Annotated in this window: 14 protein-coding genes; 8 read left to right on the top strand and 6 right to left on the bottom strand. The window is 71.6% G+C overall.

Features of this window, described 5'->3' with window-relative positions; genetic code table 11:
• Window positions 1-199: 199 nt before the first annotated feature.
• A complete protein-coding gene (locus tag CWC38_RS07960) occupies window positions 200-1,447 on the bottom strand; it encodes a multidrug effflux MFS transporter (protein WP_121846246.1) in 1,248 nt (415 codons plus the stop codon).
• 101 nt (window positions 1,448-1,548) lie between these two features.
• On the opposite strand from CWC38_RS07960, the gene CWC38_RS07955 reads away from it, so the two are divergent.
• The 3 genes from CWC38_RS07955 (at window position 1,549) to CWC38_RS07945 (ending at window position 4,285) form a co-directional block, all read left to right on the top strand.
• On the top strand, window positions 1,549-2,136 hold the full coding sequence (locus tag CWC38_RS07955; protein ID WP_240625160.1) for a TetR/AcrR family transcriptional regulator: 588 nt from the start codon (window positions 1,549-1,551) through the stop codon (window positions 2,134-2,136).
• A gap of 115 nt (window positions 2,137-2,251) precedes the next feature.
• Window positions 2,252-3,220 (top strand): DMT family transporter, encoded by a 969-nt coding sequence (locus CWC38_RS07950; protein WP_121846250.1) that lies wholly within the window; start codon window positions 2,252-2,254, stop codon window positions 3,218-3,220.
• Between the two features lie 144 nt (window positions 3,221-3,364).
• On the top strand, window positions 3,365-4,285 hold the full coding sequence (locus tag CWC38_RS07945; RefSeq protein WP_206059879.1) for an NADP-dependent oxidoreductase: 921 nt from the start codon (window positions 3,365-3,367) through the stop codon (window positions 4,283-4,285).
• A gap of 208 nt (window positions 4,286-4,493) precedes the next feature.
• Here the strand turns inward: CWC38_RS07945 and CWC38_RS07940 are convergent, their stop codons facing one another.
• Window positions 4,494-5,252 (bottom strand): SDR family NAD(P)-dependent oxidoreductase, encoded by a 759-nt coding sequence (locus CWC38_RS07940; RefSeq protein ID WP_121846244.1) that lies wholly within the window; start codon window positions 5,250-5,252, stop codon window positions 4,494-4,496.
• A gap of 435 nt (window positions 5,253-5,687) precedes the next feature.
• On the opposite strand from CWC38_RS07940, the gene CWC38_RS07935 reads away from it, so the two are divergent.
• Both CWC38_RS07935 and CWC38_RS07930 read left to right on the top strand, forming a co-directional pair.
• Window positions 5,688-7,694 carry an AMP-binding protein gene (locus CWC38_RS07935; RefSeq protein ID WP_121846243.1) on the top strand — a complete coding sequence of 669 codons (2,007 nt, stop codon included), beginning with the start codon at window positions 5,688-5,690 and terminating at the stop codon, window positions 7,692-7,694.
• Between the two features lie 142 nt (window positions 7,695-7,836).
• Window positions 7,837-8,907, top strand: a complete 1,071-nt coding sequence (locus CWC38_RS07930) for a permease (protein WP_121846242.1) — start codon at window positions 7,837-7,839, stop codon at window positions 8,905-8,907.
• Between the two features lie 168 nt (window positions 8,908-9,075).
• Here CWC38_RS07930 and CWC38_RS07925 read toward each other — a convergent pair whose 3' ends face one another.
• Window positions 9,076-9,561 carry a GNAT family N-acetyltransferase gene (locus tag CWC38_RS07925; protein WP_121846241.1) on the bottom strand — a complete coding sequence of 162 codons (486 nt, stop codon included), beginning with the start codon at window positions 9,559-9,561 and terminating at the stop codon, window positions 9,076-9,078.
• A gap of 111 nt (window positions 9,562-9,672) precedes the next feature.
• Here CWC38_RS07925 and CWC38_RS07920 point away from each other — a divergent pair, with 111 nt between their 5' ends.
• The gene (locus CWC38_RS07920) at window positions 9,673-10,038 is read left to right on the top strand and encodes an SdpI family protein (RefSeq protein WP_121846240.1); all 366 of its coding nucleotides are present in this window, start codon (window positions 9,673-9,675) and stop codon (window positions 10,036-10,038) included.
• A 104-nt stretch (window positions 10,039-10,142) separates the two neighbouring features.
• Here the strand turns inward: CWC38_RS07920 and CWC38_RS07915 are convergent, their stop codons facing one another.
• From CWC38_RS07915 to CWC38_RS07905, 3 genes are all read right to left on the bottom strand, one after another.
• On the bottom strand, window positions 10,143-10,757 hold the full coding sequence (locus CWC38_RS07915) for a hypothetical protein (RefSeq protein ID WP_240625159.1): 615 nt from the start codon (window positions 10,755-10,757) through the stop codon (window positions 10,143-10,145).
• A gap of 10 nt (window positions 10,758-10,767) precedes the next feature.
• Window positions 10,768-11,061 (bottom strand): putative quinol monooxygenase, encoded by a 294-nt coding sequence (locus CWC38_RS07910; RefSeq protein ID WP_121846239.1) that lies wholly within the window; start codon window positions 11,059-11,061, stop codon window positions 10,768-10,770.
• 156 nt (window positions 11,062-11,217) lie between these two features.
• Window positions 11,218-12,516, bottom strand: a complete 1,299-nt coding sequence (locus tag CWC38_RS07905) for a dicarboxylate/amino acid:cation symporter (protein ID WP_240625158.1) — start codon at window positions 12,514-12,516, stop codon at window positions 11,218-11,220.
• Window positions 12,517-12,805: 289 nt separating this feature from the next.
• Between CWC38_RS07905 and CWC38_RS07900 the strand changes: the two genes are divergently transcribed.
• Together CWC38_RS07900 and CWC38_RS07895 are read left to right on the top strand one after the other, a co-directional pair.
• Window positions 12,806-13,156: an immunity protein CdiI family protein gene (locus CWC38_RS07900; protein WP_240625157.1), complete on the top strand. Its 351-nt coding sequence runs from the start codon at window positions 12,806-12,808 to the stop codon at window positions 13,154-13,156.
• A gap of 115 nt (window positions 13,157-13,271) precedes the next feature.
• Window positions 13,272-14,204: ABC transporter ATP-binding protein (locus tag CWC38_RS07895; RefSeq protein WP_206059878.1), on the top strand; the 933-nt coding region annotated here is incomplete at its 3' end.

Below are 14,204 nucleotides of genomic sequence, written 5' to 3'. Positions count from 1 at the left end.
CCGCAGGGGCGGTTCCGTGCTCCGGGCACTTTCAGCGGGGGATGCGGGCATGGTCTGCTCCTGAGTTGTCGGTGACACGGCAAGTACTCGACGCTGATCATAGAGGACCGGCGCCCACCACCTCCAGGTGGCGCGGGTGAGGCAGAGCAGCGCGCCGGACTGGTCTGTGAGCGCCCCCCTCAGAAACCCGCCCCGCAGGTCACGCCTCCGCGTCCGCCTGCCCGGTCGCGGACCTCTCCCGGCGCGCCGCGAGGCCCGCGAGCAGCAGCGAGACGAGGGCGACGCCGAGCATCGTGACGGCCCAGGCCCAGGAGGCGGCGGAGGCGGGGAAGGCGATGAGCGCCGTCGTCAGCGCGCCGGCGAGGAACTGGGTGGCGCCCAGCAGCGCGGAGGCCGCCCCCACGTTCTCGGTGGCCGAGGACATGCACAGGGACATGAACGCGGGTTCGCACGCGCCCAGCCCCAGCAGCCCGAAGCCCACGCCGAGGGCCAGCAGGAGCAGCGAGTCGGAGAAGAGGGCCGCCGCGGTGGAGAGGACGCCGCCCGCCACCATGACGAGCACGCCGAGCACACCGAGCCTGCCCGTGCTCATCCGGTACGCCAGCCGGTGGCCCATGACCGCGCCCAGCACCGAGGCGATGCCGGTGACCCCGAAGATCATGCCGAACTCCGCCTGGCCCACCCCGTAGTGCCCCTGGTACACGTAGGAGGCCCCGCCCAGGTAGCAGAACAGGTAGACGAAGCTGCCCGCGAGCGCCCCCAGCGGCAGCAGCATGCGCCACGAGCCCAGGTGCCCGGCGTACGCGCGCAGCACGGGCCCGAAGTTCAGGGCCACCCGCCGCTGCGGCGGCAGCGACTCCGGCAGCCACCGGAACACCACGCCCAGGGCGATGAGCCCGATCAGCGCGAGCACCAGGAACACCGGGCGCCACCCGAAGAACTGGCCCACCCAGCCGCCCACGGCCGGGGAGATCATGGGCACCACCGAGGTCACGGTGACGAGCACCGCGAAGGCCTGGGTGGCGGCGTCGCCCGTCACGCGGTCCCGCACGGCGCTGTTGATGACCACGAACGCCATGGCGGCACCCGCGCCCTGCAGCATGCGGGCGACCACCAGGACGGCCATGCTCGGGGCCGCCGCCGCCAGCAGGCAGCTCGCGATGAACACCGCGAGGCCCAGCAGCAGGGGACGACGCCGCCCGAACGCGTCCGTCACGGGCCCCGCCACGAGCTGCCCGGCGCCGAGCATCACGAGGTAGCCGGTGAGGGTGAGCTGCACGGTCCAGGACGGGGCGGCGAAGTCCGCGCCGATCTGGGGAAGGGACGCGAGGTACATGTCGATGGCGAACGGCCCCACGCCCAGGACGGCGGCGAGGGAGAGCAGGAAGGAGCGTGGGGCCCCGTCCGGGGCCGTGCTCTCCTGGGAGGTGTCAAGGGTGGCTGTCATGGCGGCGCTGGCCTTCTCGCTGTCTCTGCCCGCACGGCGGGTGGCACGGGACGAGGATATAGCATAGTTGTACGCCCGTACTAGTTTTGGGAGTGATGACCATGACCGGCACCCAGGCCCGCGCCGTGGAGCGCCGGGCCGACATCCTCGCCGCCGCGTGCGAGCTGCTGGCGCGCGGTGGGACGGCCGCCGTGACCCACCGCCAGGTGGCCGAGCGGGCGGGTGTGCCCAACGGCTCCATCCGCTACTACTTCGCCACCCGGGACGCCCTGCTGCGCGCGTGCGTGGAGGACATCGAGACCCGCCGGGACGCCGAGGCGCAGCGCGTCCTGCGGGAGGCCGCCGAGGACGGCACCCGCCCGGACGCGGAGCTCACCGCGCACCGCATGCTGCGGGTCATCACCGGCAGCGCCCTGGGGGACGAGGACCTGCGGGGCACCCTGTGCTGGCTCGTGGACACCACCCGGGAGAACGCGGAGCTCGCCACCGTGCTGGCGGCGGAGCGCGTGCGGCTCGAGGCGCAGGCCCGCGAGCTGCTCAGGCTCAGTGGGCGCACCACGATTCCCGCGGAGCTGGTCATCTCCCTGGGCGAGGGGGTCATGTTCAAGCTGCACGTGGAGAACAGGACGGACATCGCCCGCCAGACGGTCGCGGCCATGGCCGAGCTCATGACGCTCCGGGGCGAGTGAGCAGCACCGGAGTTCACGAACCGTTCACCCGGGGGTCGGGGTGCAGCCACCTCCTGCTGACACACTTCGCCACCCGGTTGGCCCCGGCCCTTCCCCGTGCGCTCCAATGGTGGTGATGTCGACTCTCAGCGTCTCCCTCATCCTGCTGGCCGCCGTGGTGCACGCCGTGTGGAACATCCTCGCCAAGGGGGTCCGCGGCAACGGAACGCTGTTCGTGTGGTGGTACGGGCTCGTCTCGGCAATCGTGCTCGTTCCCGTGAGCCTGCTGGAGCCCGGCGCGTGGCAGTCCTGGGGGTGGCCGCTCGTGGGCGCTGCCGTGGTCTCCGGGCTGCTGCACACCGTCTACGGGATCGCCCTGCAGACCGGCTACGACCGCGCGCCCCTGGGCGTGGTCTACGCCGTGGCCCGCGGCACCGGGCCCATGATCACGATGTTCGTGGCGGTGCTGCTCCTGGGCGAGCAGCTCTCCCTCACCGCCGCGGCGGGCGCCGTCGCGGTCCTGGTGGGCGTGGCCGTGGTGGCCACGTTCGGCACTCCCACCTCCCCTGCCGCCGCCTCCTCCGAGGACGACGCCGCGGCCGCCGGTGGCGCTGCTGGCGACACCGCCGGGGGCAGCCCCTCCGCACCGCACGACGACGCCGCACCCGCCCCGAGGCGCGGCTCCGCCCTGACCGGCGTGCTCTGGGGTGCCGCGGTGGGTGCGTGCATTGCCGGGTACACCCTGTGGGATGACCACTCGATGACCGCCCTGGACCTTCCGCCCGTGCTGTACTTCGCGCTCACCTCCGTGGTGCTCGTGCTGACCCTGACCCCCAAGGCGTGGCGGCAGCGGGAGCAGATGGTGGAGTCCTGGAGGCTGGACCGGGGGAAGATCGTGTCCGTGGGGCTGCTGTCCCCGCTCGCGTACATCCTGGTGCTGTTCGCCATGCAGTCCACGCCGGTGGCGCTGGTGGCACCGCTGCGGGAGTCGAGCATCGTGGTGGGTTCACTGCTCGCCTGGTGGATCCACAAGGAGAACCGCCTGGTCCCGCGGCTCGTCGGCTGCGCGGCGGTGCTCACGGGGATTGCGCTGATCAGCGCCTGAGACGCGAGGGCCGGGACCGGGACCGGGGCGACCGTGCGACGTCGCCAGGCGGACAGCGCAGGGAGCGCGCCCCGCGCACGGAAGAACTTGCCGCGGCATGGAATAAGGCTCCCGCCCGATCCCGTTGAGTCGGACATGACCACGATGAAGGCACAGACCTATCAGCAGTACGGCGACCCGTCCGTCCTGGAGCTCACCGACCAGCCCCTGCCCAAGGTGGGGCCCGGCGAGGTCCTGGTGCGGGTCAAGGCGGCGGGGATCAACCCCGTGGACTGGAAGGTGATGTCCGGCGGGCTGGACCCCGTGATGAACGCACAGTTCCCGGTGGTTCCGGGCTGGGACGTCGCCGGTGTGGTGACGCAGAAGGGCTTCGACACCCCCGGCGTCTCCGAGGGGGACGAGGTGATCGCCTACGCCCGCAAGGACTGGGTCCACGGCGGCACGTTCGCGCAGTACGTCTCCGTGCCCGTGCGGGCGCTCGCCCCCAAGCCGGAGGCCATGTCCTGGGAAGAGGCCGGTGGCCTGCCGCTCGCGGGGCTCACCGCGTACCAGGTGCTCACCCGGCTGGGCCTCGCGGAGGGCAAGACCGTGCTGATCCACGCGGCCTCCGGCGGGGTGGGCAGCATGGGTGTGCAGATCGCCAAGGCGTTCGGCGCCCGCGTGATCGGCACCGCGTCCGCCCGCAACCACGACTACGTGCGCGAGCTCGGCGCCGAGCCCGTGGAGTACGGCGAGGGCCTCGCGGAGCGCGTGCGGGAGCTCGCCCCGAATGGCGTGGACGTCGTCGCGGACTTCGTGGGCGGCGTCCTGGAGGACACCCTGGCCGTGCTCGCCGAGGGCGGCCAGCACGGCTCCATCGCGGACCCCTCGGTGGCGGAGAACGGCGGCCACTACCTGTGGGTCACCCCGGACTCCGAGCAGCTCACCGAGCTCGCCCGCCTGGCCGACGCCGGCAAGCTCGCCGTCCGCGTGGACCGCACATTCCCGCTCGAGCAGCTCCCGGAGGCGTTCGCCGCAAGCCAGGAGGGCCACGCCGTGGGCAAGATCGTGCTCACGGTCGACTGAGCTGCATCCTGCTCCCCGGGGGCCGCGCCGACCTCAGCGGCACGACCCCCCGGGGCCCCGCGCAGGTCAGGACCTCGGGGTTCTGATGGCCACATGACGATGCCTCGTCACGGGTGGACCGTGACGAGGCATCGTCATGTGCGGGACCGTGCGGCGTCATCGCCCGGGGGTGCCCGTCTGGGGCGAGGCAAGCGCGCGGCAGCGCGGATCAGCGCGGCGCCATGCGCAGCGCGCCGTCCATGCGGATGGTCTCGCCGTTGAGGTAGTCGTGCTCCACGATCATCCCGGCCAGCTGCGCGAACTCCGCGGGCTGCGCGAGGCGGTGCGGGAAGGGCACGGACTCGGCGAGCGCGGAACGGAAGTCCTCGCCCACGCTGCCGAGCATGGGGGTGTCCACGATGCCGGGGGCGATCGTCATCACGCGCACACCCTTGGAGGAGAGGTCGCGCGCGGCGGCAATGGTCAGGGAGTGCACCCCACCCTTGGACGCGGCGTACGCGGCCTGCCCGATCTGCCCCTCGAACGCGGCCACGGACGCGGTGTTGATGACCACGCCGCGCTGCCCGGCCTCGTCCACGGGCTCCTGGGCGGTCATCACCTCGGCGGCGAGCGCGAGCACCGTGAACGTGCCCACCAGGTTGATGCGCACCACGCGGTCGAACAGCGCGAGGTCGTGCACGCCGTTGCGGCCCACCACGCGCGCGGAGGGCCCGATGCCGGCGCAGTTCACCACGGTGCGCAGCGGGGCGATCTCCGCGGCCCGGGCGACGGCGGCCCGCACCTCGTCCTCGTTCGTCACGTCCGCGGCCACGTACGTGAGCCCCTCCACCTGAGGAGCCTTCTCGATGCCGCCCGGCAGGTCGATGCCCACCACGTGCGCGCCGAGCGCGATGAGCCGCGCCGCGGTGGCCGCTCCCAGCCCGGAGGCCGCTCCCGTGACGATGGCCGAGGTTCCCGTGATCTCCATGCTCGCTCCTGCGCTCGTGCGTTCCCGGCGTCGGACGACGCCGCGTGGTTGCTGTCCCGGCCGATCGTACGGGCCCGCGCGGAGTTGTTCACGTCACAGCCGCTCCTGGATTGCAGGGGCAGACTGCAGCGGGCACCCATCCGCTGCGGGATCCTTCCGACCGTGCCGCGCGGTCCGCTCATGGCGGGCGGGTCCGCAACGTCCCTCGACCCTCACTGCAGCGCCTTGCCGTGCGGAGCGCACTCCCCAGCGAGACCCGACCGGCACGTTCCCTCGACCCCTCGATATTTCCCGTGACACGGACCACATCTCCACGCATTCCTGCAGTACCTTGGGGGAAAGTTCGCCCCCGGACCCCTGGCAGCCGCATGGTCACCGTGCCGCTCGCGGTTCGCCAGCGCGGCACCGGGGCCCAGCACCTGGAACGAGGAGCCCATGAGCGAGTCCACCGCACCCGAGCAGTCCGTCACCGAGCGCTTCCGCGCCGCCCGGGACCAGCTGGTCCGGCTGCGCACCGATCTGGACGCCGCGCACGCCGAGTTCGAGTGGCCGCGGTACACACACTTCAACTTCGCCCTGGACTGGTTCGACGCCCTCGGTACGGGCGAGGAGGCAGACCGCGAGGCGCTGGTGATCGTGGAGGAGGACGGCACCCAGACGCGCCGCACCTACGCCGAGCTCTCCCGGCGCTCCTCCCAGCTGGCCACGTGGCTGCGGGAGCAGGGCGTGCGGCGCGGGGACCGGGTGATTCTCATGCTCGGCAACCAGGTGGAGCTGTGGGAGACGATGCTCGCGTGCACCAAGCTCGGTGCGCCCATGATCCCCACCACCGTGATGCTCGGGGAGAACGACCTGCGGGACCGCGTGGACCGCGGCAATGCCTCCTGGGTGGTCACCTCCCGCGGCAACGCCCTGAAGTTCGCGGAGGTCCCCGGGGACTTCACGCTGGTGGTGGTCCCGGACCAGCCCGACCACCGGGTGCGCCCGACCTCTAATGCCTTCGCCTCCCCCGCCATGGACCCGGCGCACGACGACGCCGCCCCGGCCGGCTCCGCGTCCGCCGCCGAGTCCAGCTCCGGGTCAGCCCGTGAGAGCGCAGCCGCGAGCACCCCGAACGGTGCGGCGGGCGGGGAAGGCGGCGCAGCGACGTCGTCGTCCGGAGGGTCGGAGCTGGAACCGATCGGCGGGCACCGTGTGCTGGACTACGCGCGGTCCTTTGACGGGCCGGAGACGTTCGAGGTGCTGGAGCCTTCCCCCGCGGACGCCACCCTGCTGCTGTACTTCACGTCCGGGACCACGTCCCTGCCCAAGCTCGTGGAGCACACCAACACGTCCTACCCGGTGGGGCACCTGTCCACGATGTACTGGATCGGCCTGGAGCCGGGGGACGTGCACCTGAACGTGGCGTCCCCGGGGTGGGCCAAGCACGCGTGGTCCAACTTCTTCGCGCCGTTCATCGCCGGGGCCACCGTGTTCCTCTACAACTACACGCGCTTCAACGCGGTGGCGCTCATGGACCAGATGGAGCGCGAGCACGTGACCTCGTTCTGCGCGCCGCCCACGGTGTGGCGCATGCTCATCCAGTCGGACCTGAGCCACCTCAAGAACCCGCCGCGCAAGACCGTGTCCGCCGGGGAGCCGCTGAATCCCGAGATCATCTCGCGCGTGAAGGCCGCGTGGGGCACGGACATCCGGGACGGGTTCGGTCAGACCGAGTCCTCCCTGCAGATCGCCAACACCCCGGGGATGCCCGTGAAGCCCGGGGCCATGGGCCGTGCGCTGCCGGGCTACGACGTGGTGCTGATCGACCCGAACACCGACGAGGAGAACGAGACCGAGGGCGAGCTGTGCCTGCGGCTGGACCCCCGGCCCGTGGGGCTCACCCCCGGCTACTACGGGGACCCGCGGAAGACGGCGGACGCGTTCCGGGACGGCGTCTACCACACGGGTGACGTGGTCTCCCGGGACGCCCACGGGGTGTTCACGTACGTGGGCCGCGCGGACGACGTGTTCAAGGCGTCCGACTACCGGCTGTCCCCGTTCGAGCTGGAGTCCGTGGTGATCGAGCACCCCGCCGTGGTAGAGGTGGCCGTGGTTCCCTCCCCGGACCCCATCCGCCTGGCCGTGCCCAAGGCGTACGTGGTGCTCGCGGACGGCCACGAGCCCACCGCGGAGACCGCAGAGAGCATCCTGCACCACTGCCGGGTGAACCTCGCGGCCTACAAGCGCATCCGCCGCCTGGAGTTCGCCGAGCTGCCCAAGACCATCTCCGGCAAGATCCGCCGCGTGGAGCTGCGCCGCCGGGAGGCGCTGCTGCACCCGGACACGCTGGAGGGCGCTGGTACGACGCCGGGCGGGCCCGAGGCGGCGGCGAAGGGTTCCGGGTCCGGCGAGTCCGTGGAGTACGCGGACACGGACTTCCCGTCGCTGCGGGGTGAGTGAGGGGCTTCGGCGCACCGGCCTGGAGATGGTCCCCGCCCTGCCCCCCACCGCACCGGCAAGGCGAGGCTCGGGCGTAGGCTGGCCCGGCGTCGTCGTCCCCCGATGACGACGACGCGCCCAGCCCCCGCTTCGAAAGGCCCCCGTGAGCACGACCGCGCCCGTCAAAACCCCCGAGACCGCCACCCCCGAAAAGCGCATGGGCTGGGCGGGGCTCGCCCTCACCCTGGGGATCCTGGTGGCCGGGCTGATGTGGGCCAAGTGGCTCCCGTACGACCTCAAGGCCCACAAGCTGGCTGAGACCGGCGTGTGGGACGGGAAGGCGATCTTCGGCGCGGCCGGTTCCACGCCGTCCCTGCAGGGCGCGTTCGACTTCACCGTCGTGTACCTCAAGGCCGTGTGGAAGGCCGCGCTCGTCGCCCTCCTGGTGGCCGCCGCACTGGAGTCCCTGGTGCCGCGCCGCTGGCTGCTCCGGGTGCTGAGCCGCAGGACGTCCTGGGGGCAGGGCATCTCGGGAGCGCTGCTCGCTCTGCCCAGCATGATGTGCACGTGCTGCACGGCCCCCGTGGCCATCGGTCTGCGGCGCTCCGGCGCACCCGCGGGCGCGACCGTGGCCTACTGGCTGGCCAACCCCCTGCTCAACCCCGCGGTGCTCGTGTTCCTGGGGCTCACCATGTCCTGGCCGTTCGTGACCACGCGCGTGGTCGTGGGCGTGGTGGTGGTCCTGGTCGCGGCCGTGCTCGTGAGCCGGCGCTTCTCCACGGTGCAGGTGGAGACGCCCGACGCCCTGCCCGCCGATCCGCGGACCTGGGGTGAGATGCTCGTCCGCTTCGGGAAGGCCCTGGGCCGCTACCTGGTGGTCCTGGTCCCGGAGTACGTGGTGCTCGTCCTGCTCGTCGGGTTCTTCTCCGGGTGGCTCTCGAACGTTGCCGTCCTGAGCCAGCACGCCGGGCCGCTCGCCCTGCTCCTGGTGGGTGTGATCGGTGCGGCGCTGGTGATCCCCACGGGCGGCGAGATTCCCGTGCTCGTGGGTCTCACCGCCGCGGGGGCCAGCTATGGCGTCACCGGGGTCCTGCTCATCACCCTGCCCGCGCTGAGCATCCCGTCCATCGTGATGGTCGCCCGCCACTTCGGGGTGCGCACCACACTGCTCGTCACCGGGTGGGTCGTGGTGAGCGGCCTCATCGCGGCCGGGCTCCTGGTGGCGCTGGGCTGACGACGCCGCTCGCTCCCTCCACCTCTGCAGTGTCCTTTCCTGCCGCAACCCTGCACGACATGCACGTCCGAGAACCCGCGGAGCCGCTTTTCAGCCACTGACGCGCAGGCTCAGACATCCCAGGGGCGGAAGCGTTCGACCCGGAGCGCGCCAACGGTGAGCACGTTGTCAGGCAGTCGCCCCCACCCACCTGACCTCGCCCTCCACCACAAGACCAGTGGGCTCCATCCCCAGACCACGCGCCACCCGCTGAGAGGCCGCATGGTCCGGGTGGATGTGCGCCACGATCCTCTCAACGCCTTGATCGCGCAGCTCCCCCGCCAGGAGCGCCGCCGCTCGTCGCGCGTATCCGCGCCCCTGCCACGGGACCCCGACGACCCAGGCGATCTCCGCAGGTGAGCCGTCCAGTGGAACGGTGGCCTGCACGTAGCCCACCGCCTGTTCTTCCGGTCCCGCCACCACGATGCGGTTGAGCCATCGCTCGGTTCCGTCTGATGAGTGGCCACGGGTCTGCACCGCGTACTGCCCTTCCAAGCCCTCAACGCTCGGGGGCTCGCCGCCCGTGTACCAGTACAGCTCGGGATCGGCCAGGACCAACGCCATCTCAGAAGCATCGGTCACGCTCAAGGGCCGGAGGGCAATTGAGGTCGTCATGGGTCGAATTTATAGTCCCGGCAATCTCCAGGTGGCCCCTGAAGGGTTCATGTCGCCGGTATCCCCAGTCGTGGGCCACCGCCATGGGACCCCTGGCGTATCGTCCCTCGCATGGACGATTCCAGCGCAGGAGCCCTCATCGGCATCGTCATGTCCGTGGTGGTGCTCGGCATCCTCTTCATGGTCACCCGCATGGGGGCCAGCGGGGAGATGGGACGGAACGGCGCCGTGGGCATCCGCACCAAAGCCACGAAGCGCAGTGACGCCGCCTGGCGCGCAGGTCACGCCGCAGCCCTCCCGGTGGCCAGAACCGCGTGTCTGGCGATCCTCGTTCTCGACCTGGTGTGTCTGGCCCTGGTCTTCCTGGGCCCCGCGGGGCTGGTTCCGTGGCTCGGGGTCATCCCGTCGGTGGCCATCCTGGCCGCCGCGGTTCCCCTTGTTCTCGCGGCCAAGAAGGGTGCCGACGGCGCCGCCTGAGTCCCAGCGCCGCACTCGCCGTGCGGTGGCGGCGGCGTCGTGATCCGGAGCGGCCTGTCCGGGCGGGGCGCGGCGTCGTCGTGGTCCGGGACGGCGCGGCAGGATCAACCCGCGACGAGGGCGTAGATCCCGCCCAGGAACACCACCCCGTAGGCGGAACCCGCCACCAGCTGCGGCCACGTGTGCGCGCCCAGGACGCGGCGGCTCACGCAGACGGCCACCGCGACCGGGACGAAGAGCAGACCCCACGGCCCCCATGCCAGGGGCAGGATCGCCGCGGTGCCGCCCATCATCATGCCGTGCACCGAGATCTTCCACCACGGGCTCACCAGGGCCACCACGGCGCTGGCCGCGAGCGTGGCGGTGAGCAGGCCCGTGATCTCCACGGGCCCGCGGAACGCAAGGGTGACGGCCAGGAACACGGCCACCAGCAGGAACGTGCCGGCCATGACCGGGCGGCGGTGCTCCTTGACGCTCACGTGGTGGTCGGTGAGCACACCCCGGCGCGCCAGCACCGTCACCGTGGCGAGCGAGACCCCGCAGACCGCCAGCGCCGCGGCCCCGCCCCACAGCAGTGCCCCGACGCTCCCGTGCGCGGTCCACGGCAGGACCACCAGCAGCACGGCCAGCACGAGCGGCGCCTGGAAGACCTCGCTGAGGGCCACGGCCCAGGCAGGGTCCGGGCGTAGCGGCGGCGTCGTCCCGTCGTGGTTGGTCACGCGCGGCCCGTCAGAAATCGAGCGTCTGGTACGTCTCGTGCTCGTTGTTCTCCAGCGCGGGGATCGCCTGCCCCACGCCCCAGCGGGCGAAGTGCTCCGAGTTCACGTGGGCTGTGAAGTCGTCCTTGTCCGTGTAGACCTCGAAGATGCGGAACACGGTGGGCTCCTCCGGGCTCTGGTACGCCTGGTAGTAGAGGTTGCCGGGCTCCTCGCGCGCCGCCGGGGAGAGCTGGGCGAGCGCGTCGCGCACGGTCTCCTCCTCGCCGGGCTTCGCGGTCCAGGTGGCGCTGCAGACGAAGGCCATGGGGTGTCCTCTCTCGACGTCGACGCCGGACGGTCACCGGCCCGGCTCATGCTACCGATCCGCGCGGGCGCGGTGTGGTGGGCCCCCCTCCGGGCTGGCGCGGTTCGGCAGGAAGGGTTCCGAGCGGCGTCGTACCGCGGGCCCGCCTTCGGTGGCTCAGTCGGCGGCCACAGCGGGCGTGGAACCGCCGACCGCGCCCGGTCCTGCGGTGCGGGACCGGCGCTTCTTCCGCCCGCCGCCGTCCACGATCCGCGAGCCGGCGAGGTCGCCGGTGACGTTGCACAGGGAGCGGATCATGTCGAGGAAGGCGTCGATGCCGGCCACGAGGGCCACCGGGCCGAACGGCAGACCCGCCTGGGTGATCGCGAGGGAGAGCATGATGAGTCCCGCCCCGGGCACACCCGCCGTTCCCACGGAGGCGAGCACCCCCACGAGGGCCACGCTGACGAGTTCCGTGAGGCTCAGGTCCACCCCGGCGACGTTCGCCACGAAGATGACGGAGGCCCCCACGTAGACCGCGGTGCCGTCCATGTTGATGGTGGCACCCAGGGGCAGCGTGAAGCCGTAGACACCCTCGTCCACGCCCATCTTCTCCGCCGCGCGCATGGACACGGGCAGGGTCCCGCTGCTCGAACGCGTCACGAAGGACATGAGCATGGGCTCCCTGGCCGCGGAGAAGAACCGGCGGAGCGAGTGGCCGAACAGCAGCAGGAGCACGCAGTACAGCAGAACCTGGACGGCCACCCCGCCGTAGACCGTGGCGGTGAGCATGGCCAGGGGCGCCACGGCGTCCATGCCCGTCTCGCCCAGGGTGACGGCCAGCAGCGCGAACACGCCGATGGGCGCGTACTCCAGGATGCCGCGGATCGCGATGAAGGTGACCTCCGCGCCGCCTTCGAAGAACCGGCGCATGTTCTCGCCGAGACCGGCCAGCCGCTCGTCCTCGCTGTTCCGCAGGACGCCCAGGGCCAGTCCGAAGACCAGGGCGAAGAACAGGACGGCCAGCATGTCCCCCTCGACCATGGCACTGAGGGGGTTGGTGGGCACGATGTTGATCAGCACCTCCTTCAGGGGAGGTGCCTCCTTCGGTTCCGCCCCTGCACCGTCCGGCAGCACGAGTCCCGCGCCGGGCTGCACCAGGGAGGCCAGCGCGAGCCCCAGGGTGATGGCCACCACGGTGGTGAGCATGTAGTAGACCATGATCTTCACCCCCACGCGGCCGAACTGTCCTGCACTGCCGGACGACACACCGACCACCAGGGTGAACACCACCACGGGAACGACCATCATCTGCAGCAGCCGGAGGAAGACCGTCCCCAGCGGCTCGATGACCGCGATGGCCGGACCCACCAGCAGACCCACCACAGCACCCAGCACCAGGGCGATGGCGAGCTTGTAGATCAACGGGAACGCCAGATAGCGCCGCCACCAGCTCCGGTTCTTCTCGGCAGACACAGTCACAGGTCCTTTCGTCGCCCGGTTCGGGGCAGGCAGGGCAGGGCCATGGCCTGCTATCACACGGTGGGCCCCTCACGGTGGCCCCGGTCACGGTAGCAGGGGCCGGGTCCCCTCCTGCCCAGGGCATCGGAACGGGCGAGGTGTCATCCCGGGAACCCGCGGTGGGCACCTGGGGGATCAGACGCCTGTCATCGACCGACGGAACGCACTGACCGCTTGGCCGTTGTTTTCCGCTGCACGTGCCGGGAAAATCAACACACCACGCGTCGACGGAAGAAGGGGCGGTATGACGACCAAACCCACCATCCGCATGTTCAACGAGTACGGATGCCCCTGGCCCTTCTGGGGAGAGGGTGGCCTTCTGGCTGAGGAGGACTTCCAGCTGCCACCCGACCTCGCTGCGGACATCCTGGTCTGGACCCGGAACTTCGACGAGCACTTCGACCCCTTCGAGGGCCGGCCCACGGAAGAGCAGCGCGAGGCCCACCGTCGTGAGGGCGAGCGCCTCGCGGAGCGGGTGCAGGACGCGGTGGGCCCGGGAATCAGCATCGACTTCGACGCGTGGGAGTCGGCCGCCGGTGGGCCGGACCGTCCCTGGTGGAAGCGGATCTTCCGCTCACGCGTCGAGCGCGCATGAGAACCCTGTCCGCCTGATCGCGTAGACGCTTCATCCCTGCCGCGGAGCCCCACGGGACTCGCCTGCATCCCCCACCTCCGCGGTCTCGCCCCGTCCAACCGTCAGGATGGAGGGCATGATTCGGATCGAGCACCTGACCAAGCGCTACGGCGGGTTCACCGCGGTGGACGACATCTCGTTCACGGCGCAGCCCGGCCGGGTCACCGGGTTCCTGGGGCCCAACGGCGCGGGCAAGTCCACCGCCCTGCGCATGCTCACCCACCTCACGCCCGCCACGTCCGGCAGCGCCCTGGTGCTGGGCCGCCGCTACGAGGACCTCCCCAACCCGAGCCGCCACGTGGGCGTCATGCTCGACGCCGCCGCCCAGCACCCCGGGCGCACCGGCCGGGAGGTGCTGCAGCTCGCGGCCACGATCACCGGGATGGGCCGGTCCCGTGTGGACGAAATGCTGGACCTGGTGGGCCTGGAACGCTCCGAGGCCTCCCGCCGGGTCAAGAACTACTCCCTGGGCATGCGTCAGCGCCTCGGCCTCGCGGGGGCGCTCATGGGCCGCCCGCAGGTGCTCGTCCTGGACGAGCCGGCCAACGGCCTGGACCCGGCCGGCATCCACTGGATGCGCGGGCTGCTGCGGGACTTCGCGGACCGGGGCGGCACCGTGCTGCTGAGTTCTCACCTGCTGCACGAGGTGGAGCTCATCGCGGACGACCTCGTGATGATCGGCCACGGCCGCATCGTGGCGCAGGGCCGCATGACGGACCTGCTCACCACCCGCCCGGGCTGCGTGGCCGACGCCGAGGACCGGACGGCCTTCGCGAACGCGCTGAGCGCCGTCGGCATCTGCTTCTCGGGACGCACGGACGGTGCCGCGGAGATCGAGGCCGACGCCGCCCGCGTGGGTCGCGTGGCCCTCGACGCCGGGGTGCCCCTCACCCTGCTGCGCCCCGCGGACAGCACGCGCCTGGAGGACATGTTCCTGCGGCTCACCGCGGACACCGCCCGCGGCGGGCCGAGCGAAAGCACCCCGCCCCAGAGCCTCCCGTCCCAGCAC

The organism is Kocuria tytonicola, assembly GCF_003687455.1.
Classification (GTDB): Bacteria; Actinomycetota; Actinomycetes; order Actinomycetales; family Micrococcaceae; genus Kocuria; species Kocuria tytonicola.
Note: the sequence above shows the minus strand (reverse complement) of the source record. Positions and strands in the feature narration are given on the sequence as shown.